25 protein-coding genes are annotated in these 23,342 nt (G+C 64.0%); 20 read left to right on the top strand and 5 right to left on the bottom strand.

The features are described 5' to 3' along the window. Nucleotides 1-3 precede the first annotated feature (3 nt). Together leuB and CHX26_RS12760 are read left to right on the top strand one after the other, a co-directional pair. The gene (gene leuB, locus CHX26_RS12765) at nt 4-1,062 is read left to right on the top strand and encodes a 3-isopropylmalate dehydrogenase (RefSeq protein WP_104942690.1); all 1,059 of its coding nucleotides are present in this window, start codon (nt 4-6) and stop codon (nt 1,060-1,062) included. A gap of 4 nt (nt 1,063-1,066) precedes the next feature. After that, nucleotides 1,067-2,158 (top strand): glycosyltransferase family 2 protein, encoded by a 1,092-nt coding sequence (locus CHX26_RS12760; RefSeq protein ID WP_104942689.1) that lies wholly within the window; start codon nt 1,067-1,069, stop codon nt 2,156-2,158. Between the two features lie 131 nt (nt 2,159-2,289). Here the strand turns inward: CHX26_RS12760 and CHX26_RS12755 are convergent, their stop codons facing one another. Beyond that, nucleotides 2,290-3,624: a phospholipid carrier-dependent glycosyltransferase gene (locus tag CHX26_RS12755; protein WP_104942688.1), complete on the bottom strand. Its 1,335-nt coding sequence runs from the start codon at nt 3,622-3,624 to the stop codon at nt 2,290-2,292. A gap of 42 nt (nt 3,625-3,666) precedes the next feature. After that, complete coding sequence (locus CHX26_RS12750; RefSeq protein WP_233997155.1) at nt 3,667-4,092, bottom strand: hypothetical protein; 426 nt, start codon at nt 4,090-4,092, stop codon at nt 3,667-3,669. Nucleotides 4,093-4,174: 82 nt separating this feature from the next. Here CHX26_RS12750 and CHX26_RS12745 point away from each other — a divergent pair, with 82 nt between their 5' ends. From CHX26_RS12745 to CHX26_RS12735, 3 genes are read left to right on the top strand one after another with little or no spacing between them, the layout of a single operon-like run. Beyond that, nucleotides 4,175-4,708 (top strand): TetR/AcrR family transcriptional regulator, encoded by a 534-nt coding sequence (locus CHX26_RS12745; protein ID WP_104942686.1) that lies wholly within the window; start codon nt 4,175-4,177, stop codon nt 4,706-4,708. 11 nt (nt 4,709-4,719) lie between these two features. Continuing rightward, a complete protein-coding gene (locus tag CHX26_RS12740) occupies nt 4,720-5,937 on the top strand; it encodes a trans-sulfuration enzyme family protein (RefSeq protein ID WP_104942685.1) in 1,218 nt (405 codons plus the stop codon). Between the two features lie 12 nt (nt 5,938-5,949). Continuing rightward, nucleotides 5,950-6,555, top strand: a complete 606-nt coding sequence (locus CHX26_RS12735; RefSeq protein ID WP_104942684.1) for a 2-hydroxychromene-2-carboxylate isomerase — start codon at nt 5,950-5,952, stop codon at nt 6,553-6,555. A gap of 225 nt (nt 6,556-6,780) precedes the next feature. Here the strand turns inward: CHX26_RS12735 and CHX26_RS12730 are convergent, their stop codons facing one another. Genes CHX26_RS12730 through CHX26_RS12725 form a run of 3 tightly spaced genes read right to left on the bottom strand, consistent with a single transcriptional unit; the run spans nt 6,781 to nt 9,405 of the window. Continuing rightward, a complete protein-coding gene (locus CHX26_RS12730) occupies nt 6,781-8,442 on the bottom strand; it encodes a hypothetical protein (RefSeq protein ID WP_172449830.1) in 1,662 nt (553 codons plus the stop codon). Beyond that, nucleotides 8,436-8,678, bottom strand: coding sequence for a hypothetical protein (locus tag CHX26_RS15755; RefSeq protein ID WP_146107736.1), 243 nt, complete (start codon nt 8,676-8,678; stop codon nt 8,436-8,438). Before CHX26_RS15755 ends, CHX26_RS12730 begins: the two co-directional genes overlap by 7 nt. A 7-nt stretch (nt 8,679-8,685) precedes the next feature. Then, nucleotides 8,686-9,405 (bottom strand): M15 family metallopeptidase, encoded by a 720-nt coding sequence (locus tag CHX26_RS12725; RefSeq protein WP_172449828.1) that lies wholly within the window; start codon nt 9,403-9,405, stop codon nt 8,686-8,688. Between the two features lie 143 nt (nt 9,406-9,548). Between CHX26_RS12725 and apaG the strand changes: the two genes are divergently transcribed. From apaG to rpsC, 15 genes are all read left to right on the top strand, one after another. Further along, nucleotides 9,549-9,962, top strand: a complete 414-nt coding sequence (apaG, locus tag CHX26_RS12720) for a Co2+/Mg2+ efflux protein ApaG (RefSeq protein WP_104942681.1) — start codon at nt 9,549-9,551, stop codon at nt 9,960-9,962. A gap of 39 nt (nt 9,963-10,001) precedes the next feature. Next, on the top strand, nt 10,002-10,802 hold the full coding sequence (locus tag CHX26_RS12715) for a LysR family transcriptional regulator (protein ID WP_104942680.1): 801 nt from the start codon (nt 10,002-10,004) through the stop codon (nt 10,800-10,802). 309 nt (nt 10,803-11,111) lie between these two features. Then, nucleotides 11,112-13,514 carry a hypothetical protein gene (locus tag CHX26_RS12710; protein ID WP_104942679.1) on the top strand — a complete coding sequence of 801 codons (2,403 nt, stop codon included), beginning with the start codon at nt 11,112-11,114 and terminating at the stop codon, nt 13,512-13,514. A 441-nt stretch (nt 13,515-13,955) separates the two neighbouring features. Beyond that, nucleotides 13,956-14,327 (top strand): 30S ribosomal protein S12, encoded by a 372-nt coding sequence (gene rpsL, locus CHX26_RS12705; RefSeq protein WP_006831873.1) that lies wholly within the window; start codon nt 13,956-13,958, stop codon nt 14,325-14,327. A gap of 153 nt (nt 14,328-14,480) precedes the next feature. Beyond that, complete coding sequence (gene rpsG, locus CHX26_RS12700) at nt 14,481-14,951, top strand: 30S ribosomal protein S7 (protein WP_069310558.1); 471 nt, start codon at nt 14,481-14,483, stop codon at nt 14,949-14,951. A gap of 110 nt (nt 14,952-15,061) precedes the next feature. Then, nucleotides 15,062-17,194, top strand: a complete 2,133-nt coding sequence (gene fusA, locus CHX26_RS12695; RefSeq protein ID WP_104942678.1) for an elongation factor G — start codon at nt 15,062-15,064, stop codon at nt 17,192-17,194. Nucleotides 17,195-17,288: 94 nt separating this feature from the next. Next, the gene (tuf, locus tag CHX26_RS12690) at nt 17,289-18,479 is read left to right on the top strand and encodes an elongation factor Tu (protein WP_104942677.1); all 1,191 of its coding nucleotides are present in this window, start codon (nt 17,289-17,291) and stop codon (nt 18,477-18,479) included. A gap of 330 nt (nt 18,480-18,809) precedes the next feature. Next, on the top strand, nt 18,810-19,121 hold the full coding sequence (rpsJ, locus tag CHX26_RS12685; protein ID WP_017665146.1) for a 30S ribosomal protein S10: 312 nt from the start codon (nt 18,810-18,812) through the stop codon (nt 19,119-19,121). A 276-nt stretch (nt 19,122-19,397) separates the two neighbouring features. Continuing rightward, nucleotides 19,398-20,192, top strand: a complete 795-nt coding sequence (gene rplC, locus CHX26_RS12680) for a 50S ribosomal protein L3 (protein WP_104942676.1) — start codon at nt 19,398-19,400, stop codon at nt 20,190-20,192. Nucleotides 20,193-20,195: 3 nt separating this feature from the next. Further along, the gene (gene rplD, locus CHX26_RS12675) at nt 20,196-20,822 is read left to right on the top strand and encodes a 50S ribosomal protein L4 (protein WP_104942675.1); all 627 of its coding nucleotides are present in this window, start codon (nt 20,196-20,198) and stop codon (nt 20,820-20,822) included. Next, a complete protein-coding gene (locus CHX26_RS12670) occupies nt 20,815-21,123 on the top strand; it encodes a 50S ribosomal protein L23 (RefSeq protein WP_088914649.1) in 309 nt (102 codons plus the stop codon). Before rplD ends, CHX26_RS12670 begins: the two co-directional genes overlap by 8 nt. A gap of 23 nt (nt 21,124-21,146) precedes the next feature. Then, a complete protein-coding gene (rplB, locus tag CHX26_RS12665; protein WP_104942674.1) occupies nt 21,147-21,983 on the top strand; it encodes a 50S ribosomal protein L2 in 837 nt (278 codons plus the stop codon). Between the two features lie 6 nt (nt 21,984-21,989). After that, complete coding sequence (rpsS, locus tag CHX26_RS12660; protein ID WP_069310551.1) at nt 21,990-22,265, top strand: 30S ribosomal protein S19; 276 nt, start codon at nt 21,990-21,992, stop codon at nt 22,263-22,265. Next, the gene (gene rplV / locus CHX26_RS12655) at nt 22,265-22,642 is read left to right on the top strand and encodes a 50S ribosomal protein L22 (protein ID WP_017665140.1); all 378 of its coding nucleotides are present in this window, start codon (nt 22,265-22,267) and stop codon (nt 22,640-22,642) included. The genes rpsS and rplV overlap by 1 nt, the downstream gene beginning before the upstream one ends. 1 nt (nt 22,643) lies before the next feature. Next, on the top strand, nt 22,644-23,339 hold the full coding sequence (rpsC, locus tag CHX26_RS12650; protein WP_104942673.1) for a 30S ribosomal protein S3: 696 nt from the start codon (nt 22,644-22,646) through the stop codon (nt 23,337-23,339). The last annotated feature ends 3 nt before the right edge of the window (nt 23,340-23,342 follow it).

Here is a 23,342-nt window from a genome sequence, read left to right as displayed (position 1 = left end):
CCCATGAAGATTGCAGTCCTGCCCGGCGACGGGATCGGCCCGGAAGTGACAGCTGAGGCGGTCGCTGTGCTCGAAAGCCTCGCGCTCCCCGGCCTGACCCTGTTCACCGGCGATGTCGGCGGCGCGGCGTACCACCGCCATGGCCACCCCCTGCCCGAAGAAACGCTGGCGATGGCGCGTGAGGCCGACGCGATCCTGTTCGGTGCGGTGGGTGATCCGACCTGCGACGCGTTGGAGCGCCACCTGCGCCCGGAACAGGCAATCCTTGGCCTGAGGAAACACCTGGGCCTGTTCGCCAATCTGCGCCCGGCGCGGGTGTTCGCAGGGCTGGAGCGTCTTTCGCCCCTGCGCGCCGACATTGCCTCCGGGCTCGACATGCTGATCGTGCGCGAGCTGACGGGCGATGTCTATTTCGGCGCCAAGGGCCAGCGCACCACGGATGCGGGCGAGCGTGAGGGGTGGGACGCGATGTCCTATGCCGAACGCGAGGTGCGCCGCATCGCCCATGTCGCCTTCCGCGCGGCGCAATCGGCAGGCCTGCCGCTCACCAGTGTCGACAAGGCCAATGTGCTCGAAACCAGCCAGCTGTGGCGCGATGTGGTGCTGGAAGTCGCTGCCGGATATCCGGATGTGACGCTTGATCACATGTATGTCGATAACGCCGCAATGCAGGTCGTGAGCCACCCCGACCGCTTCGGCGTGGTGCTGACGGGCAACCTGTTCGGCGACATTCTGTCCGACCTTGCCAGCGCGGCGGTCGGTTCCATCGGGCTTTTGCCGAGCGCCTCGCTGGGCGAGCGCGAGACCGCGTTCGGCACCTTCGGCCTTTACGAGCCGATCCACGGCAGCGCGCCTGATATTGCCGGGCAGGGCAAGGCCAATCCGATGGCGACGATCCTTTCCGCCGCAATGATGCTGCGCCATTCCTTCGGGATGGAGACCGAGGCCGCACGGATCGAGAACGCGGTGGCGATGGCTCTGGCCGACGGAATTCTCGGCGGCGATCTCGGCGGCAGCCACGGCACGGCGGCAATCGGCGAGGCGGTGCGCGCGCGCCTGTAAGCGGATGCCGCTCGACCTTGCAATCATCCTGCCGACCCTCAACGAGCGCGGGAACCTCGCGCCGCTGGTCGATCGGATTGATGCAGCGATGGGCGATACCGCGTGGGAAGTCATCATTGTCGATGATGACAGCCGCGATGGGACTGCCGACGAGGCGCGTGCGCTGGCGGTCAGCGACCCGCGCGTGCGGGTGATCCAGCGTATCGGACGGCGGGGCCTTGCCAGTGCGGCGATTGAAGGCTTTTGCGCCACGGCGGCGCCTTTCGTGGCGGTGATGGACGCCGATCACCAGCACGATCCCGCGCTGCTCCCCGCGATGCTGGCGAGTTTGAAGGCGGGCGAGGCCGAGGTCTGCGTCGCCAGCCGCTTCATGCAGGGGGCCAGTACAGCCAATTGGGCCGCGCCCGAACGCGAGCGGCTGTCGGCCTTCGCCAACCGGGTGGCGCGCCGCTTGACGGGCGTGGCGCTCAGCGATCCGATGAGCGGCTATTTCATGCTCTCTGCCGCCCACGCCCGGGCGCTGGTGCCGCGCCTGTCAGGGATCGGGTTCAAGATCCTGCTCGACCTGCTGGCGACATCGGACAGGCCGCTGCGGGTGAAGGAACTCCCGCTGCAATTCGCCGCCCGCCGTGAGGGAGAAAGCAAGCTGGACCGTGCCGTGCTGTTCGATTTCCTTGCCGGGCTTTACGACAAGACCCTTGGCCGGGTGATCCCCACCCGCTTTGCCCTGTTCGGCACCGTCGGTGCGCTGGGCGTGGTGGTACATTTTGCGGTGCTGACCAGCCTGCTGTTCAGCTTTGGCGAGCGGTTTGCGCTGGCGCAAACCGCGGCGGTACTGGTAGCGATGAGCTTCAACTTCTGGCTCAACAACTGGCTGACCTATCGCGACAAGCGGCTGAAGGGCTGGGGTGCGCTGCTGCGTGGCTGGCTGGGGTTCTGCGCGACCTGCGCGGTGGGGGCCTTCGCCAATGTTGCGATTGCGACCTTTCTGGAAGGGCAGGGCCTATTCTGGGCATTCGCGGCGCTGGCGGGGATCGTGGTGGGATCCGTGTGGAACTACGCCCTGTCCAGCCGCTTCGTCTGGGGGAGGTTCTGAAAGAGCGGGGCCGATTGTGAACTTCGGTCGCATAGCGACCGCAAGGCCGACCGGCCGCCCGCAGCGACGCGGGTGTCAGCCCGCATGAGCGAGGATTTCGCACGCCGGATGGCGTGCGGAAAACGAAAAAATCACCGCCACCCTTCGATCCACATCCATGTGACGAAGCTGTCCGGGGCGTCGAGCGGGGCGGCGCTGAGGATCGGGTGGAACACAGCGAACAGCGCCGCAGAGCCTGCCAGCGTTCCCCACGCCAGCCACGCGCCCCATCCCGCACGGCGCAGGTCTGACAGCGCCAGTGCCAGCGCCGCCAACAGAAAGGCACTCGGCACGAAATAATGATAATAGAACTGCACCGGCTTGGGGGCGATCAGCCACAGGCCTAGGCTTGCGGCATAGCCGATCACCACGGCCAGCTTCGCCCAGTCACCGCGCCACGCGCCGCTTGCCAGGCACCATGCCAGCGCGGGCAGGCCCAGCAGCATCGTCAACGGATTTCCGATCAGCAGCAGGCCGCGCTGCGCCCCATCCACCGCTTCATAAAGATACCAGATCCCGCGCGTGTTCAGCACCCACTGATCCCAGGTGCTCATATAGGTGTGCGGGGTCATCAGCTGGCTCTGAAGGGCGAAGATTTCGCGGTGCAGAGCGATCAGGCCATTTTGCGCGAGCGGCGAGGGGCCGAGCGTGTCGGCCAACCAGTATCCCGGCGCAAAGGTCGCTGCGTAGACGCCAAGCGGCAAGATGCCGAGCCATACGAAGGCCTCGATCAGCCGAATCCCCGGCACCGGCGCACCGCGGCGCGAGAGCAGCAGACGGCGGCGTCCGGCGGACAGGCGGGCTGCAAGAAACGCCAGCCCCGGCAACATCGCCAGCGTTATCGCGTTCCACTTCGCCCCCATCGCACAGCCTAGCGCGATGCCGGTCAGCGCCAGTCGCCAGCGGCCCTTTTCCGGCTCGGCACAGGCCCCGGCAAACTGCCACGCTGCAACCGCAAGGAAGGCGGCCATGAAAATGTCGAGCATGGCGATGCGCGATTGCACGAAAAGATGAAAGCCGGTTGCCAGCAGCACGCCGAAGGCGATTGCGGCGAACCGGTCGCCGCTCGCGTGCCACAGCGCGCGCATGCTCGCGAACAAGGCCAGCGTCCCCGCCAGCAGCGGCATGATCCGCCAGCCCAGCGGGTTGTCGCCCGCCAGCGCCATGCCAGCTGCCATCAGCGCCTTGCCAAGCAGCGGGTGTTCGCGGTTGAGATAGAGGCCTTGTCCCGTCTCCCATGCCGCCAGCATCTCGCGCGCGGCGGGCAGGTAATGCACCTCATCAAAATACGGGATGGAAGGCGTCGTCAGCCGCCAGCCCGCAAGCAGCGCGTAGAGCCCCGTCAGGGCGGCGGCCCAAACCAGCGGCTCGCTCGGGTGCTGCGGCGGCTGTGCGGGAGCGGAGAGGGGTGCTTGCGCCTCGGCCATGGCCCGGCGCTTAGGCAGGGCTGCGCACGAGGGCAAGCGCGATCACGTCGAAGCGGCGGCCTGTCGTTCCAGCCAGAACAGCCGCGCGCACATCGCCAGCAACCCGATGCTCGCCGTGGCGAGGATGAAGATCGTCCATGGCAACAGGTTCATGCCCTGCGCCCGGGCGCGCGGGACGATAAGAAAAAAGGCAACCGAGAGCGACAGCAGCAAGTCCCACCACACCTGCACGCCCCACAGGTTGCTGGTGTGGTTGAGGATCACAGGAACGACACCTTCTGCGAAAATCGTGACCGCCGAAAAGGCTGCCAAGCCTGCCGCCAGCGCGGCCGCCAACAAGGCGCTGCCCGGAGCCGTGGGACGCAGCATGATCGCAAGGATTGCCGCCACGGCACAGATCAGGCCGCCGCCGGCGAGAGCGAGAAATGGGGTCAGGCTTTCGGGCATGGTGATGTATCTCCGACTCATGTAGCGATTGCTACGTCTGCTTGTAGCCAGTTGTAGCAGGCGCTACAAGAGCGGTATGGTCAAGCCTGCCCAAAAGCCTCCAATGTCAAAGGACACCCTGCTGCCGCTGCTTGCTTCCCACGTGCTCGCGCACGGTCTGGGCGGAGCAAGCCTGCGACCACTGGCCAAGGCGGCAGGAACGAGCGATCGGATGCTGCTCTACCATTTTGGCACCAAGGAAGCGTTGATATCGGATCTTCTGGCCTATCTCGCCCGGGCCTATGCCGGCGCGCTGGATGCAGCCCTGGGGGAGGCCAGAGCGAACACGCGCGGCGAGGTGCTGGCGCGGATCCTCGCGCAGGGTGAGGCACCGGAGATGCGGCCCTTTGCGGTGCTGTGGTGGGAGATCGTGGCGGGTTCTGCGCGCGGGGTGCCGGGTTATCTCCCCGCCGCGCAGACGATGATGGACGAGCTGCTCGGCTGGCTCGAAGGGCAGATGCCGGCAGGCGATCCCGATCCGGAGGGCGGCGCGCGCTATCTGCTGACCATGATCGAGGGCGCGATGATGCTTGCCGCAATCGGCCATGAAGCCACCGCGCGCGACGGCCTGCTTGCGAGCGGCCTCATGCCGTCCTAGAGAGCCGCGCCATGAAGAAGACCACCGGCATGGACCGCGCCGCCACGGCCAAATGGCGCCCCGCTACCCGCGCGCTGCGCGGCGGCACCTGGCGCAGCGAGCATGGGGAGACCAGCGAGGCGCTGTTCCTCACCTCGGGCTATACCTACGACGATGCCCAGACTGTCGCCGACCGCTTCGCGGGCGAGGCGGTGGGCATGACCTATTCGCGGCTTCAGAACCCCACCGTCGCCATGCTCGAAGAACGCATCGCGCTGATGGAGGGGGCAGAGGCCTGCCGTACGCAGGCAAGCGGGATGGCGGCGATGACAGCGGCGCTGCTGTGCCAGCTTTCGGCGGGCGATCATGTGGTTGCGGCGCGCGCCGCCTTTGGGAGCTGCCGCTGGCTGGTGGACAACCTGCTGCCCAAGTTCGGCATCGCCACCACCGTGATCGACAGCGCCGACAATGCCGCATGGGAAGCCGCGATCCGGCCCAATACCAAGGTGTTCTTCTTCGAGACTCCGGCCAATCCGACTCTCGATATCGTCGATCTCAAGCATGTCTGCGGCCTTGCCCGCGCGCACGGGATCACCACGATGGTCGACAATGCCTTCGCCTCGCCCGTCTTGCAGCGTCCGATGGCGTTCGGCGCGGATGTGGTGGCCTATTCGGCGACCAAGCTGATGGACGGGCAGGGCCGCGTGCTGGCGGGCGCGATCTGCGCGAGCAAGCAGTGGATCGACGAGGTGCTGATGCCGTTCCAGCGCAACACCGGCCCGACGCTCAGCGCCTTCAACGCCTGGGTGGTGATGAAAGGGCTCGAGACACTCCCCTTGCGCGCCTTCAAGCAATCCGAACAGGCCGTGGCGTTGGGCGAATTTCTTGAACCGCGGGTGACGGCGGCAGGCGGACACCTGCTCCACCCTGGCCTGCCGAGCCATCCGCGCCACGATCTGGCGAAAGCGCAGATGGACGCGACCGGCCCGATCTTCGCGCTCGATGTCGGCACGCGGGCGCGTGCCTTCGCGATCCTCGACGCGCTGAGGCTGATCGACATCTCGAACAATATCGGCGATGCGCGCAGCCTGATGTGCCACCCGGCCTCGACCACCCATGCGGGCCTCACAGACGAAGCGCGCGCGGCGATGGGCGTGACCGAGGGGCTGCTTCGGATCAACGTCGGACTGGAGGACATCGAAGACCTCGTCGAGGACATGGATCAGGCGTTGGCCGCGGCGGGGATCTGAGGGGAACGACACATGACCAAACGCGTGGAACTCGTCTTCGATTTCGTATCCCCCAATGCCTACCTTGTGTGGTGGCCGCTGCGCGAGCTGGTCGATCAGTATGAGGCGGAACTGGACGTCATTCCGGTGTTCCTTGCCGGGATGCACAAGCTTACCGGCAATGCCCCGCCGATGATCCGCGATGCCGAGGTCAAGGGCAAGAACGCCTATGCCCAGCTGGAGATGGACCGCTTCATCGCCAAGCACGGCCTGACGAGATACCGCCTCCACCCGCAATTCCCGTTCAATTCGATCACGTTGCAGCGGATGCTCCAGGCCGCCTGCGAGGACGGGCGAGGGGTACAGTTCGTCGAGGCGCTGCTGCGCCCGATCTGGGAAGACGGGCTCGACGTGTTCGATCCGCAGGCAATCGGCGCGGTGCTGGCAGCAGCGGGCTTCGACGCCGCCGACCTCTTCGCCCGCGCTCAGACCGACGCGGTCAAGCAGGGCCTTGCCGCCAACACCGACGCCGTGGTCGAACGCGGCGCCTTCGGCATCCCGACGATGTGGGTGGGCGACGAGATGTTCTTCGGCAAGGAACGGCTGGGGCAGGTCGAGGAAGAACTGGCGAAGGGGTGAGGGGCAAGAGGCCGGGGCAGCTTCGGCGCGCTATTCTTCCGGTCGAGAACGCCAGCAGGTCGGCGGCAAGCCGAAGGGCAGGGCTGGCCGAGCCGGACGGTTGGCGAGGTTGCGACCGCTACCCCCGATTATCCTTAAGGCCAGCCGCTAGCCAGCCATTGCCAAGCCGTGCACCTGTTCAGTGCCCCCTTGCGCGGTGGCACCGTTCAGCGACACGCGGGCGCCCTAGGGCTCGGGCTGCTTGCTGACACGCACGGGCCCTGCCAGCCCCGGAATGAAAACGTCGCCATTGGGCAGCAATTGCAGGATGCCCCAGGCACCATTGAACTGCTGACTGCGGCCGAGCGTCATCTGGGTTTCGGTCTTGCCGCTGTCGAAGTCGAGACCCGTGATGTTCCAGCCGCGCGCGTCCCAGGTCATGACATAGGCTTGGCGACTGGTGGTGCTCAGCACCGGAATGATCGCGGCCGGCGTGCTCAGATCGCTGCGCGCCCACAGGCTGTCGAAACGATGCGCCTGATGATCCCAACGGAACATCTCGATCCCGTTGGGCGGCGTGCGGAACGGCCCTTGCACCAAAAGATTGTCGAGGTCCGGCTTGATATTCTCCGGTGCCATGCCGTTGACCACGAAGACATAGGGGCCAGCCACGCCCAGCGAGGCTTCGGTCTGGATGTAGGGTGCATCGACCCCGCCCATCCGCACCGCTATCTGTCCCGCGATCCGGCGCGACTTCGTGCCGGGCTGCTGCTGGTGATCCTCGGGGATGGCGTTGCGCCAGAACGCGACCAGATTCATCTGCTCCATGCCGTCGGCGATCACCACCAGTTGATCCTCGTCGGGCCCGAAGCCGAGCAGCGTGGCGGTGGTGCCCGACCCGGTGCCGCCTCCGCGCACGCCGGGAAGCGGGTTCTGGGTAAGGTCGTAGGGCGATGACCAGGCCCCGTCGCTTTCCTTGTCAGACAGCCTTCCGTTCTTCCATACGAACTTGTGCATCTCCCGGTCGCCGACCGCGTAAATCCCGCCTTGCGGATCGACCGAGAGCGAATTGGTGAAGAGCTCGCCATCCACTTTGATGACCTGCGGGGGCGCGGTGAAATCGCGGTCGATCACCGCGACCGTCCCGCCCACCATCGAGAACACCAGATGGCCATCATAGGTCATGTTGATACCGAGCGGAAAGTCGCGCAGCATCGCCAGCCCCTTGCGGAATTCCTCCGTCACCGGAATGCTGGCAGCCTCCAGCCGCCTGATCATCAGCGCCTGGGCCTCCGCGTCGCGCTTGAGCGAGGCGGGGATCTCCCATTTGCGAAGCAACACGATCGCCGAGCGCGGATCGTCCAGATCGACCTGGCCGAAGACCTGGATGTCCTTGCGGGTCAGGACGTAGAAATGCCCGCGGTTGTCGGCGAGCGAATAAATCCCGGCCTCGCGTGCCTGGGTTTCGGCATAGTAAGGCAGGTTCTTGGCCAGATATTCGCGCAGTTCGGCTTCGCTGCGCGCGGCATCGAAGGCGCCGAGATGGGCTTCGACCTGCAATGCCGAAAGCAGGTTCATCCCCTCCAGCGGGAGAGAAGCGAGTTCTTCCCAGCGCCCGTTGTCGATACGGATCTTGGTGACGCGGTTGTTGTTGGTGTTCCAGGTTGCCTGCGTTCCGTCGGGATAGCGCAGCAGGCCGGCATAATTTATGGTCAGCAGGCCCGTTGGGATGCGCTTGACCCGACTGGGTTCGACCACTCCGATCTCGCGCGGGCCTTCGAAGACGACCGCATCCGATGCCCCGGAATCATTGTGCGTGACCGATGGCGCGCCTTCCGAAAGGAATGGGTTTTCAGGCGGCAGAGCCGCGCCCGAAAGGGCAGCGGACATGACAGCAAGCTTCAACATCGCGATCTCCCAATGCGCCGCGCTTGATAACGCGCCTGACGCGATGGATAAAGACGCTCGCTTGAATTTCGCGTAATTTTTTCGCCGCCGAATACGCCTTTTTTGGTCAAAAAAATGGAAAAAGCATTTATTCGCGTAGCAAATGGCGACGATTCTTGCATGGCAATATCTATGCCCTTGGCGCCAAACGCAGGCATGGCTTCGCTCGGATACCACTGTGCGCGGATGTCCTTCATAGGGCGCTTACCGCGCCGTCACATCCTCCAGCGGCACATCCATGATCGGGTAGCGTCGCCAGTCCTTCCAGTCGTAGTGCCACCATTCATTGGCGAGCGGGACGAAGCCTTCGGCCACCATCCATTCCTCCAACAATCGGCTGGCGGCCAGCGCCTCGAGCGAAGCATCGGTGTTGCTGCGATAGGCGGCCGCGGTGAAATCGTCATAGGGGCTGGGCATCGCCACCTCCGCGCCGTCGCGGTGCAGCGACAGGTCGATCGAACAGCCGCGATTGTGGCGCGATCCGGTGCGCGGGTCGGCGACGAATTCGCGCTTTTCGGGCGGGGTCTCGTCCCACATCATTTTCGTGATGCGCCAGGGGCGATAGGCGTCGAAGATCAGGAGGCCATATCCGACGGCCTCGGCGCGGGTCTGGACGCGCGAAAGCGCCTCGGCCACCGGGCGCTGCGCGACGGCGCGGGCCACGGGGTAGAGCACCCGGCCCATGAAATTGGCGCTCGTGGCATAGCGGATGTCGAACCGGAAGCGCGGATCGAAGCGGGCCAGATCGACCAGATCGGGCGCAGCGGTTGCTGCCGGATCGACCGGCATGACAACCGAGGCAGGGGCTCCGGTCAGCACGCGCGGCGCACAGGCATTCAGCCAGCCCGCGATCACGCCCGCTCCTCCTGCCCGCAGCGCCTTCCGCCGTGAAAGCTGCCCGACCACGTCCACCTTCATCGCCATGCGCCTTCTCTTGCCCGAACGACGCATAGGCTGAACGACCCGGCGCGCCCATCAGGAAATCGACCGGGCTGTCGGGATACAGCCGTGGTTAAGCGCGTTGAGGGTCTTGTGAGCCATCAGAGAATCGCTAGTTTGGGGGCGACATGAAAGAATTCTTCCAGCACGCCGCCACCACCGACGGGGTCACCGTGAGGGTCGCCGTCAACTACCTGCCGGAGCAGTCGCATCCGGAAGCGGGAAAGTGGTTCTGGGTCTATCACATCCGCATCGAGAACGCCTCGCACGAAGCCCTGCGCCTGCGCACCCGGCACTGGCGGATCACCGATGGGCGCGGCATGGTCAACCACGTCGATGGCGAGGGCGTGGTGGGTGAGCAACCCTTGCTCCAGCCCGGAGAAAGCCACGACTATGTCTCCGGTTGCCCGCTGACGACGCCGTTCGGCTCGATGGAGGGCTTCTACACCTTCGAACGCGCCGACGGTTCTCCGGCCGAAGTCCGCATCCCCTTCTTCCCCCTCGCCGCGCCCGAGACCGCCGAAGGCCGCAGCCCCCGTTGAGGCTTGCAGGGCGGGGCGGGCGCGCCTAATCGCGGGAGCGTGAAGCGCACCCATCTGCCCCTCAACGCCCTGCGCGTGTTCGATGCCGCCGCCCGGCACCTGTCCTTCACCCGCGCCGCGGACGAGCTTGCCGTCACCCCCGCCGCCGTCGGCCAGCAGATCCGCGCATTGGAGGACGTGCTCGGCGTCGTCCTGTTCCGCCGCACCTCCAAGGGCCTCGAGCTGACCCCCGAGGGCGAGGCCGGGCTCGATCCCTTGCGCGAGGGCTTCCTCCGCTTCGAGGAGAGCGTCGCGGCGATGCAGGCGGGCCAGGCCTCCGACCGCTACACCATCGCGACCCCCCGCGAATTCTACGCCGAATGGCTCGCCCCCCGCCTCGCGAAGTTCCAGTCCGAAACGACCAGGGATTCGGGCGGCGTGCAATACATCCTCGCCCCTGACGAACACGCCGATTTCACCGAGGCCAATCTCGATCTCGCGATCCGGCTGGTCGACGGGCCGGGGGATCTGCAAGGCGTCCAGCTCGCCCCCGCCTTGCGCGTCACCGTCGCCGCGCCCGAGCATCGGGACGCGTGGATCGACTGGCCGGGGATGCCGCTTCCGCAAGGCGTGAACCCCTGCATCAAGGCCGGCAGCCCCGGACAGGCGCTCGCCTCGGCGCTCGCCGGAATGGGGCGCACGATCCTGCCGCTGGCCCTTGCCGAGAGCGCGATTGCGCGCGGGAGCCTCATCGCCCTCACCGAGCCTGAACCCGCGATCCGCAGCTACTGGCTGCTCGCCCCCGCGCCGCAATGGCGATCAAAGAAGGTGCGCGCGCTGGTAAGCTACCTCGCCCCCTGAGGCGCGGCGCACTTGACAAACTTGACACCCTGTCAAGCTGGCGCAGTTTTGATAAATTCCTGATTTGCATTGATAATCGTGAGGATTCCCCGCGCTTGACGGACAGGGGAAGGGGGGCTTGTTTTGCGCTGGTAACGGCTGCGGCGCGATCCTGAGCGCGTGGTGCGTGAGGCCGGGCGGGGAGGGTCATGCCGGGCAGGGTGGCACAGGGCGGGGGAGTAGGAAATTTCTTTTCCCCTTTCGTCACCCCGGGCTTGACCCGGGGCTAGGCTTCCTGCTGTTTCACCTTCAATCGTCGGAGTTATCGTCTTGAGCCTGCTCGAAGAACTGCAACGCGCCCGCACGGAAGAAGACGTCAAGGACGCCTACATCAAGGCGCTTGGCCTCAAGAGCGTGTTCAAGGGGCTGGTCGATATCCAGACCCCCGAGATCTGGTTCGAAGCAAAGGAGGCTCCAACACCGCCATTGCTGATGTTCGCGCAATTGCTGGTCTACGTCCGCGCCGCACGAAAGCGCGGTGAGCCTATCCCCGGCTTCCTGTGCGTGATCGACCGCGAAAAAGCCGCCCTGATGGCGACCGAACACGCCCTGCCAATCCTAGATGACAAGTCGATTGTCTGGCCCAAGTCCGGCTCTGCCGCCGACAAGGCGCTCGCCGCCCAGATTGCCCCCACCATCGAAACCCACTTCATCCTCTATCAGATCGACGGTTACGAGGACGAATTCATCAAGGCTGCGAAGGATGCCGTGCGCGAGGGGCGCATCATCCGCACGCCGATCACGCCGAACAATTTGCGGCAGGTGTTCGATAAATGGGTGGCCATGGTGGGGGTGGAATTGGGCGTGAAGCGCGAGGCCGATTACGCCGTGCTGTTCTTTGCCGACATCATGCATGATGGCCGCAACGAAGCGATGCGCAACCTGCCCGCGCGCCTGCTGTTCAGCGGCGACAAGCCGGTGTTCATCATCGGGGCCGAGCAATACGAACTCGCCAGCGAGCGCGGCTATCGCAATTTCTGGAACATCTACCACCGCCCGCCGGAACAGAAGCACCGGCACTACCTGCTCGAACGGCGCGACAGCCTGCTGCCGATGGACGATCAGAAGTTCAAGGGCGCCTTCTACACCCCGCTGCACATCGTCGACAAAGCCTATGACCAGCTGAACGCCACTTTGGGCGCGAACTGGCAGGAGAAATACATCGTCTGGGACATGTGCGCTGGCGTCGGCAATCTGGAGGCCAAGCATTCCAACCTGCGCAATGTGTTCATGTCCACGCTCGATGAAGAGGACGTGACGATCATGCGCAGCAACCCCGCCTTCGCCGGGGCCGAGATTTTCCAGTATGATTACCTCAACGACGATGTGACCGATTTCGGCGAGATTGATTACGATCTGTCGGGCAAGGTGCCGCAGGCGCTGCGACAGGCGATTGCCGATGCGCGCGAGGGCAAGAAGGGCGCAAAGCCGATCTTGGTGCTAATCAATCCACCATACGCCGAGGCAACGGGTGGCGGTCTCGCCGTTCCAATGGCGGGCGGAGAAAACAAGCTAGGCGTAGCCAACACCCAGTTTGCGCGAACGGCAATGGCCCAATACGGAAAGGCCACCAATGAATTGTTCATGCAGTTCATCGCTCGCGCCTACCAAGAGATGCCAACCGCAAAACTGGCGATCTTTAGCAAGGTTAAATACATTTGCACCCCGACACTGAACGAGTTCCGAAATGTTTGGCGCGCAGATTTCCTTGGTGGTTTTGCTGTTCACAGCCGCACATTCGAAGGCCTGAAGGGCAATTTCCCTATCAGCTTTTTCATCTGGGACACGGCGGGGAGCACGCCGATCAACCACGTCACTTCGGTTGCGCTCGACAAGGCAGGCAATCAGATCGGCGAGAAGACATTCCTGAATTACGATGGCCGGAAGCTTCTGACCGATTGGGTCGTTAGGCAACCATCGAACAAGCAAGAGGTCATCCCGCTCAAGGGTGCGATCACTCCGGCAACATCGAGCGCAGACTTGCGAGGAACACGCTGGTCTGAGGGCGCTATTGCATGGCTAAATTGCGCGGGTAACGACTTCCAGAACGCCGTTGCGAAAACCTTCCTCCTCTCATCTGGCTATAGCAGTGCAAGAGGCTTCTTCGTTACCCCGGACAACCTGTGGCAGGCCGCTGTGGTCTTCACTGTGCGCCTGCTCATCAAGCCCACATGGCTAAACGACCGCGACCAGTTCCTGCAACCCTCGCAGCCGCTCTCGGACGAGTTCAAATCCGATTGCCTCGTCTGGATGCTGTTCAACGGCAGCAACCTTACCGCAGGCGCAGACGGGCTGCATTGGAATGATCGCGACTGGAGCCTCACCAATCACTTCATCCCCTACACCGAAGCAGAAGTCGGGGCCAAGGCGCGGTTCGAAAGCGACTTCATGGTGCGCTACATGAAGGGCATGGCGTTTTCGCCCGAGGCGCAAGCGGTGCTCGATGAAGGCCGCAAGCTGTTCCAGCGCTTCCACGCCATCAGTTTCCCCAACAAGATCAGGCAGGAATACAAGCTGAACCGCGCGGATGCGGGCTGGTATCAGGTGCGCCGCGCGCTTGAAGCCTATGGCGACAACGAACTCACCGATTTCGATCCGTTCAAATCCGCCTACGCCGCGCTCACCGAAAAGCTGCGCCCGATGGTCTATGAACTGGGCTTCCTGCCAGCCTAGTGAAGAAAGCCCAACCCCGGATCAAGTCCGGGGTGACGGGCAGGGCATCGCTCGCCATCCAACCTCCACCCTTGACCCCCCGACCAAACCCGCCTAAGGGCGCGCATCCTCCGGGGGTATCCCCCTCGGAAAGAGCTGAACATTGGCGGCCTCGTCCCTTCCACGAGGGGCAGTCGTCAAAGTAACCCGGTGGCCGAAGGGCCGCGTCGATTGGGTGGAGCGTTTCGGCCTGACCTTGCCGCGAGGCAAGGGTGTTCGCGCTACGTGATGTGGCGCTTGCTGCCAGCGGTCCCGGGTCAAGCCCGGGATGACGGGCTCGGGTTTTCGACCTTCCTCCCCACATCGTCCGGCACCCGTGCTCACCATTTAACTTCGACCCGTCCGGGCGCCAAACCGGTGCCCACTTTGGCTGACGGGTCGTTCTGGTGAAGTGAGAACTTAATGCCGACGATCAACCAGCTGGTCCGCAAGGGCCGCGTTCCGCAGAAGGCCAAGAGCAAGGTCCCTGCGATGGAGCAGAACCCGCAGAAGCGCGGCGTCTGCACCCGCGTCTACACGACGACCCCGAAGAAGCCGAACTCGGCGCTGCGCAAGGTGGCCAAGGTCCGCCTGACCAACCAGCGCGAAGTCATCAGCTACATCCCGGGCGAAGGCCACAACCTGCAGGAGCACAGCGTCGTGCTGATCCGCGGCGGGCGTGTGCGCGACCTTCCCGGCGTGCGCTATCACGTGCTGCGCGGCGTGCTCGACACGCAGGGCGTGAAGGACCGCAAGCAGTCGCGTTCGAAGTACGGCGCCAAGCGTCCGAAGTAAGAAGTTTTTGTTGGGTGCGCCCCGGGCATCCGCCCGGGGCTTGGTGCCTTGCCAGCCCGCGCCCCCGCCCTTCCGCCCTTGATGGTATCCTTCCGGGTGGAAGGGCGGGGGCGCGGGCTGGCAAGGCCCCCAACGACGAAGGAGTTCGAAAACATGTCACGTCGTCGTCGTCCCGAAAAGCGGGTCATCCTGCCCGATCCCCAGTACGGGGATCAGATCCTGTCGAAGTTCATGAACAACCTCATGCTCGACGGTAAGAAGGCTGTTGCCGAAAAGATCGTCTATGGCGCGCTCGCCACGGTCGAAGCCAAGGCCAAGGCCGATCCCATCCAGCTGTTCCACGATGCGCTGAACAACGTGAAGCCGCAGGTCGAAGTGCGCAGCCGCCGTGTGGGTGGTGCGACCTATCAGGTGCCGGTGGAAGTGCGCCCCGAGCGTGCTCAGGCCCTCGCGATCCGCTGGCTGATCACCGCCGCGCGCGGTCGTCCGGAAACCACCATGGCAGCGCGTCTGTCGGGTGAGCTGCTCGATGCGGCCAACAACCGCGGCAACGCCGTCAAGAAGCGCGAAGACACGCACCGCATGGCGGACGCCAACCGCGCCTTCTCGCATTACCGCTGGTAAAATCGCTGATTGGGGACAGCCGGGGCGTTTGGTCTTCCGGCTGTCACAATCATCCCTATATGGGGCCCTGACCGCGACCCGGCGGCCCTCTCACAGCTAAGGAACCTGATATGGCCCGCGAGTATCCGCTGGAGCGCTATCGCAATATCGGCATCATGGCGCACATCGATGCCGGCAAGACCACCACGACCGAGCGTATTCTCTACTACACCGGCAAGTCCTACAAGATCGGCGAAGTGCATGATGGCGCTGCGACGATGGACTGGATGGAGCAGGAGCAGGAGCGCGGGATCACGATCACCTCGGCCGCGACCACGACCTTCTGGACCGCCGAAGATGCGACCATGGATCCGATGAGCGATCCGGAAGCGCTGCGGGCCAACATGCCCAAGCACCGCATCAACATCATCGACACCCCGGGCCACGTGGACTTCACCATCGAAGTCGAACGCTCGCTGCGCGTGCTCGACGGTGCCGTGGCGGTGTTCGACGGCGTGGCCGGTGTGGAGCCGCAGTCGGAAACCGTGTGGCGTCAGGCCGACAAGTACGGCGTGCCGCGGATGTGCTTCATCAACAAGCTCGACCGCACCGGCGCTGACTTCTATTACTGCGTCCAGTCGATCATCGACCGGCTCGGCGCGCGTCCGCTGGTGCTCTACATCCCGATCGGGGCCGAGAGCCAGCTGCAGGGCGTGGTCGACCTCGTCAACAACCGCGGCATCGTCTGGAAGGATGAAAGCCTCGGCGCGAAGTACGAGTTCATCGAAATCCCCGCCGACCTTGCCGACAAGGCCGCCGAATATCGCGAGCAGCTGATCGAAACCGTCGTCGAGCAGGACGACGAGGTGATGGAAGCCTATCTCGAAGGCAACGTCCCCGATGCAGCCACGCTCAAGCGCCTGATCCGCAAGGGCACCATGGCGCGCGATTTCGTGCCGGTCGTGTGCGGCTCGGCGTTCAAGAACAAGGGCGTCCAGCCCCTGCTTGACGCGGTGGTCGACTACATGCCTTCCCCGCTTGACGTTCCGGCGATCAAGGGCGTGCTGCCCGACAGCGACGAAGAAGCCGAGCGTCCGTCGAGCGACGATGCGCCCTTCGCCGCGCTGGCGTTCAAGATCATGAACGATCCCTTCGTCGGCTCGCTGACCTTCACCCGCATCTATTCGGGCAAGCTCACCAAGGGCCAGGTCCTGAACTCGGTGAAGGACAAGAAGGAAAAGATCGGCCGCATGCTGCTGATGCACTCGAACAACCGCGAGGACATCGATGAGGCATTTGCCGGCGACATCGTCGCGCTGGCGGGCATGAAGGACACCACCACCGGTGACACCCTGTGCGATGCCGCCAAGCCGATCATCCTTGAGCGCATGGAATTCCCCGAGCCGGTGATTGAGCTCTCGGTCGAACCCAAGACCAAGGCCGACCAGGAAAAGATGGGCATCGCGCTCAATCGTCTGGCGCAGGAGGATCCGTCCTTCCGCGTGTCGACCGATCACGAGAGCGGCCAGACCATCATCAAGGGCATGGGCGAACTGCACCTCGACATCATCGTCGACCGCATGCGCCGCGAATTCAAGGTCGAGGCCAATGTCGGTGCGCCGCAGGTGGCTTACCGTGAATACCTCGCCCGCGAAGTCGAGGTCGATTACACCCACAAGAAGCAGTCGGGCGGCTCGGGCCAGTTCGGCCGCGTCAAGGTTGTCGTCACTCCGGGTGAACGCGGCCAGGGTGTGGTCTTCGAAGACCAGATCAAGGGCGGGAACATCCCGCGCGAATACATCCCGGCGATCGAGAAGGGCTTCCGCGAGCAGGCCGAAAGCGGCCACCTTGTGGGCTTCCCGATCATCGACTTCTCGATCAAGCTGGTCGATGGTGCCTACCACGACGTCGACTCGAGCGCGATTGCGTTCGAAATCGCCGCCCGCGGTGCCATGCGCGAAGTCGCTCAGAAGTCGGGCATCAAGCTGCTCGAGCCGATCATGAAGGTCGAAGTTGTCACCCCGGACGATTATCTGGGCGACGTCATCGGCGACCTCAACAGCCGGCGCGGTCAGATCCAGGGCACCGATACCCGCGGCAATGCCCAGGCGGTGGAGGCCAACGTGCCGCTCGCCAACATGTTCGGCTACGTCAACGAACTGCGCTCGTTCACCCAGGGTCGTGCGCAGTACACCATGCAGTTCTCGCACTATGACGAGGTTCCGGCGAACGTCGCAGCCGAGGTCAAGGAGAAACTTGCCTAAGCCGAGCGATCGGTCTAGGGGCGGCGCCTGATTCAGCGGGCGCTGCCTTTCTCCCGCGAACACATCGTTTCATTCAAGAAGGTACACCAGAGAAATGGCCAAGGAAAAATTCCAGCGGAACAAGCCGCACTGCAACATCGGCACCATCGGTCACGTCGACCACGGCAAGACCACGCTGACTGCCGCAATCACCAAGGTGATGGCTGAAACCTATGGCGGCAGCGCCGTGGACTTCGCCAACATCGACAAGGCTCCGGAAGAGCGTGAGCGCGGGATCACCATCTCGACCGCGCACGTCGAATACGAAAGCGCCAACCGTCACTACGCGCACGTCGACTGCCCGGGTCACGCCGACTACGTGAAGAACATGATCACCGGTGCCGCCCAGATGGACGGCGCGATCCTGGTGGTGAACGCTGCCGACGGCCCGATGCCGCAGACCCGCGAGCACATCCTGCTCGCCCGTCAGGTCGGCGTGCCGGCGCTGGTCGTGTACATGAACAAGGTCGACCAGGTTGACGACGAGGAAATCCTCGAGCTCGTCGAACTGGAAGTCCGCGAACTGCTGAGCTCGTACGACTTCGACGGCGACAATATTCCGATCATCAAGGGTTCGGCGCTGGCCGCTCTCGAAGGTCGCGATGACGCCATCGGCAAGGACTCGGTCATCAAGCTGATCGAAGCCGTTGACGAGTACATCCCGCAGCCGGATCGTCCGATCGACAAGAACTTCCTGATGCCGATCGAAGACGTGTTCTCGATCTCGGGTCGCGGCACGGTTGTGACCGGCCGTATCGAAACCGGCGTTGTGAACGTTGGCGACGAAGTCGAAATCGTCGGCATCAAGGACACCCGCAAGACCACCGTCACCGGCGTGGAAATGTTCCGCAAGCTGCTCGATCGCGGTGAAGCTGGCGACAACGTCGGCGCCCTGATCCGCGGCGTTGCCCGTGAAGAAGTGGAGCGCGGTCAGGTTCTGGCCAAGCCGGGTTCGGTTACGCCGCACACCGAATTCAGCGCCGAAGTCTACGTGCTGTCGAAGGATGAAGGCGGCCGTCACACGCCGTTCTTCGCCAACTATCGTCCGCAGTTCTACTTCCGCACCACTGACGTGACCGGCGAAGTGATCCTTCCCGAAGGCACCGAAATGGTGATGCCGGGCGACAACGTGACCATCGGCGTCAAGCTGATCGCGCCGATCGCCATGGACGAAGGTCTGCGCTTCGCGATCCGCGAAGGTGGCCGCACCGTGGGTTCGGGCGTCGTTGCCAAGATCACCAAGTAAGGTGTTGCTCCGGTAAGGAGCGAAACTGAACGCGAAAAGGCCCGGAGCTCCTGGGAGCTACCGGGCCTTTTTTGTGAGGGCAGGGTAATGGTGTATTGCCGGGTTCGTGGTCGTTTCACGGTCATGTAATTTTCGGTCTCCACCCCCTTGCCATACGGCGGCACGCCCCGTATAGGCGCGCATCCCCGGACGAGATTCGTCTCTATGGGACACGAGTTTTGAAGAAGGCCGCCCGCTCACGGGAAACCGGAAGGACGCGGGGCGGTCTTTGTTTTTGGGAAAAGCCGGGTAACCGGCGGCTCCTTGGCTCTTTCGCATCGGTAGTAGGACATGGAAGCTCAGAATATCCGTATTCGCCTCAAGGCGTTCGACCACCGCGTTCTCGACCAGGCCACTGGTGAGATCGCTGATACGGCCCGCCGCACTGGCGCTCTTATTCGTGGCCCCATTCCGCTGCCGACGCGTATCGAGAAGTTCACTGTGAACCGCGGTCCGCACGTCGACAAGAAGTCGCGCGAGCAGTTCGAGGTGCGCACCTACAAGCGGCTGCTCGACATCGTGCAGCCCAACGCCCAGACGGTCGACGCGCTGATGAAGCTCGATCTGGCTGCCGGCGTGAACGTCGAGATCAAGCTGGCCTGAGGCTAGCCGAAATGCCCCTTGCTAGCGCGAGGGGCCTCTATCGTTGGAGCTCTGAAAGCTCCGCCTGACGATAGGGTGGATACCGCCGGAGGAACTCTCCGGGCTGCGTCCCCCGTCTCGCTCCCGAAGCCACATGGCTGGCAGGAGCACTCAGCCCGGACGGGGCGATGCATCAAATTCGGGCTGAACGGGGCCGCGATGCCATTTCGGTGTCGCGGTCTCACACGCACCTTGCGGATGGTCCGTAGGGTGCCTCTGTCGAGGAGTGAACTGACGATGCGCACCGGCGTTATCGCAAAGAAAGTCGGGATGACCCGCCTCTTCCAGGAGGACGGACGGCACGTGCCTGTGACCGTTCTCGCGCTGGAAGATTGCCAGGTGGTCTCGCACCGCACTGCTGACCGCGATGGCTACTACGCTGTCCAGCTCGGCGCGGGCGAAGCCAAGCAGAAGAACGTTGCCAAGCCGCAGCGTGAACATTTCGCCAAGGCCGATGTCGGGCTGAAGAAGAAGGTCGCCGAATTCCGCGTGGACAGCGAAGATGCGCTCGTCCCCGTCGGCGCCACGATCAGTGCCGAGCATTTCGTCGCTGGCCAGATGGTCGACATCACCGGCCACACGCAGGGCAAGGGCTTTGCCGGTGCCATGAAGCGCTGGGGCTTCGGTGGTATGCGCGCCACCCACGGCGTGTCGATCTCGCACCGCGCCCATGGTTCGACGGGTAACCGTCAGGATCCGGGACGCGTGTTCAAGGGCAAGAAGATGGCCGGCCACATGGGCGACCGTCAGCGCACCCAGCAGAACCTCGAAATCGTCCGCACCGACGCCGAGCGCGGCCTGCTGTTCGTCAAGGGCTCGGTCCCGGGCGCGAAGAACGGCTGGCTCCTTGTGCGCGATGCCGTGAAGCTGCCGCTCCCCGAGGGTCTGCCGTTCCCCGGCGCCGTGCTCCAGAAGCACGCTCCGGTTGCCGACGAGACTCCCTCGGTCGTCGAGGCCGCTGCCGAAGACGCCATCGTGACCGAAGGTGCCGAAGCCGGCGCCGAGGCCACTGAAGAAAACAAGGAAGGCTGAGCCATGAAGATCAAGGTTCAGAACATCGCAGGCGGCAAGGCCTCGGGCGAAGTCGAGCTGTCGAATGACGTGTTCGGCATCGAGCCGCGCGCCGACATCCTCCACCGCGTCGTGACCTGGCAGCTCGAAAACCGCCGCGGCACCGCCCGCCCGACGCGTGAGCGTTCGGACGTGGCCCGCACCGGCAAGAAGTTCGGTCGTCAGAAGGGTGGTGGTACCGCCCGTCACGGCGACCGTGCGGCTCCGATCTTCATCGGCGGCGGCAAGGCTCACGGTGCGCGCAAGCGTGATTTCGAGCAGTCGCTCAACAAGAAGGTTCGCGCGCTCGGTCTGAAGATGGCGCTTTCGAGCAAGGCCAAGGATGGCCTGATCGTTGTCGACAGCCTTGAGCTGAAGGACGCCAAGACCAAGGCGCTCAAGGGTCACCTGACCAAGGCTGGCCTGACCGGCAAGGTGCTGGTGATTGATGGCGAGCAGGTCGATGCAGGCTTCAAAAAGGCCGCTGGCAACCTGCCGGGCATCAACGTGCTCCCGGCGATCGGCGCCAATGTCTACGACATCCTCAACCACGACACGCTGGTGCTGACCAAGGCCGCTGTCGAAAAGCTGGAGGCGCGCTTCAATGGCTAAGAAGCAGACTGTCGATGCGCGTCACTATGACGTGATCATCGCGCCGCACATCACGGAAAAGTCGACCCTCGCGTCGGAACAGAACGCCGTGGTCTTCAAGGTCGCCAAGGACGCGACCAAGCCCCAGATCAAGGAAGCGATCGAGGCGATCTACGACAAGAAGGTCGTCGCCGTGAACACCCTGGTGCAGAAGGGCAAGACCAAGCGCTGGAAGGGCAAGGCCTATCAGCGCAGCGACGTGAAGAAGGCCATTGTCACCCTCGCCGAGGGTGAAATGATCGACATCACCAGCGGTATCTGAGGCCAAGGGACAGGACACGAACAATGGCACTCAAGAACTACAAGCCGACCAGTCCCGCGCGCCGCGGTCTGATTCTGGTCGACAAGTCGGCGCTCTACAAGGGCAAGCCGGTCAAGGTGCTTACCGAAGGCAAGCGCAAGACCGGTGGCCGCAACAACAAGGGCCATGTCACCTCGCGTGGCATCGCCGGTGGTCACAAGCAGAAGTACCGCTTCATCGACTTCAAGCGTCGCAAGTGGGACATGCCGGCGACCGTCGAGCGTCTGGAGTATGACCCGAACCGTACCGCCTTCATCGCGCTGGTGAAGTACGAGGACGGCGAGCAGGCCTACATCATTGCTCCGCAGCGTCTTGCTGTCGGCGACACGGTGGTGGCCGGTGAGAAGACCGACACCAAGCCGGGCAACGCGATGCTGCTCGGTCAGATGCCGGTCGGCACGATCTGCCACAACGTCGAGATGAAGCCGGGCAAGGGCGGTCAGATCGCCCGTTCGGCCGGCACCTATGTGCAGGTCGTCGGTCGTGACCGCGCGATGGTCATCGTCCGCCTCAATTCGGGTGAGCAGCGTTACCTGCGCGCCGATTGCATGGGCACGGTGGGTGCGGTGTCGAACCCCGACAACGCCAACCAGAACTTTGCCAAGGCCGGCCGTTCGCGCTGGATGGGCAAGCGTCCGCTGACCCGCGGCGTTGCGAAGAACCCGGTCGACCACCCGCACGGTGGTGGTGAAGGCCGGACCTCCGGTGGTCGCCATCCGGTGACCCCGTGGGGCAAGCCGACCAAGGGTGCTCGCACGCGCCACAACAAGCAGACGGACAAGATGATCATCCGTTCGCGTCACGCGAAGAAGAAGAGGTAAGAGACGATGGCACGTTCCGTCTGGAAAGGTCCGTTTGTCGAGCTGAGCCTGCTGAAGAAGGCTGAAAGCGCGCAGGAAGCGAGCAACGCCAAGCCGATCAAGACCTGGTCGCGGCGTTCGACGATCCTGCCGCAGTTCGTCGGGCTCACCTTCAATGTCTACAACGGGCACAAGTTCATTCCCGTTTCGGTTTCGGAAGAAATGGTCGGCCACAAGCTTGGTGAATTTGCGCCCACGCGCACCTTCCCGGGCCACGCTGCCGACAAGAAGGGCAAGCGCTAATGGGCAAGGCAAAGGCACCCCGCCGCGTGGGCGATAACGAGGCGCTGGCCGTCGGCACCACGATCCGTGGTTCGGCGCAGAAGCTCAACCTCGTCGCGGCCCTGATCCGCGGCAAGAAGGCCGAAGAGGCGATGAATATCCTCGCCTTTTCGAAGCGGGCGATGGCGCGCGATGCGAGCAAGGTGCTCGCTTCGGCGATCGCCAATGCGGAAAACAACCACAACCTCGATGTCGACGCGCTGGTCGTCGCTGAAGCGAGCGTGGGCAAGTCGGTGACGATGAAGCGCTTCCACACCCGTGGCCGCGGCAAGTCGACCCGGATCCTCAAGCCGTTCTCGCGTCTGCGGATCGTCGTTCGCGAAGCAGAGGAGGCGTAAGATGGGTCAGAAGAGCAATCCGATCGGTCTGCGCCTGCAGATCAACCGCACCTGGGACAGCCGCTGGTACGCCGAAGGGCGTGACTATGCGCAGCTGCTCAAGGAAGACATCGCGATCCGCAAGTACATCATGACGAACCTGCCCCAGGCGGCGGTTTCCAAGGTGGTGATCGAGCGTCCGGCCAAGCTGTGCCGGGTGTCGATCTATGCGGCGCGTCCCGGTGTCATCATCGGTAAGAAGGGCGCGGACATCGAAAAGCTGCGCTCGAAGCTGGCGACCATGACCGACAGCGACGTGAAGCTGAACATCGTCGAGATCCGCAAGCCGGAAATCGACGCGAAGCTCGTCGCGCAGGGCATCGCCGATCAGCTGGTGCGCCGCGTGGCGTTCCGCCGGGCGATGAAGCGCGCGGTGCAGTCGGCGCTGCGTCTGGGTGCCGAGGGCATCAAGATCGTGTGCGGCGGCCGTCTCGGTGGGGCGGAAATCGCCCGCGTCGAGTGGTACCGCGAAGGCCGCGTGCCGCTCCACACCCTGCGTGCGAACATCGATTACGCCGAGACCGAGGCGCTCACCGCCTACGGGATCATCGGGATCAAGGTGTGGATCTTCAAGGGCGAGATTCTCGCTCATGATCCGACCGCGCAGGACCGCCTGATGATGGAAGCGCAGACTTCCGGTGTCCGTCCGGCTCGCTGAGGT

The organism is Porphyrobacter sp. HT-58-2, assembly GCF_002952215.1.
Taxonomy (GTDB): domain Bacteria; phylum Pseudomonadota; class Alphaproteobacteria; order Sphingomonadales; family Sphingomonadaceae; genus Erythrobacter.
The sequence above is the reverse complement of the archived record's forward strand: the minus strand, read 5'-3'. Positions and strand labels throughout refer to the sequence as shown.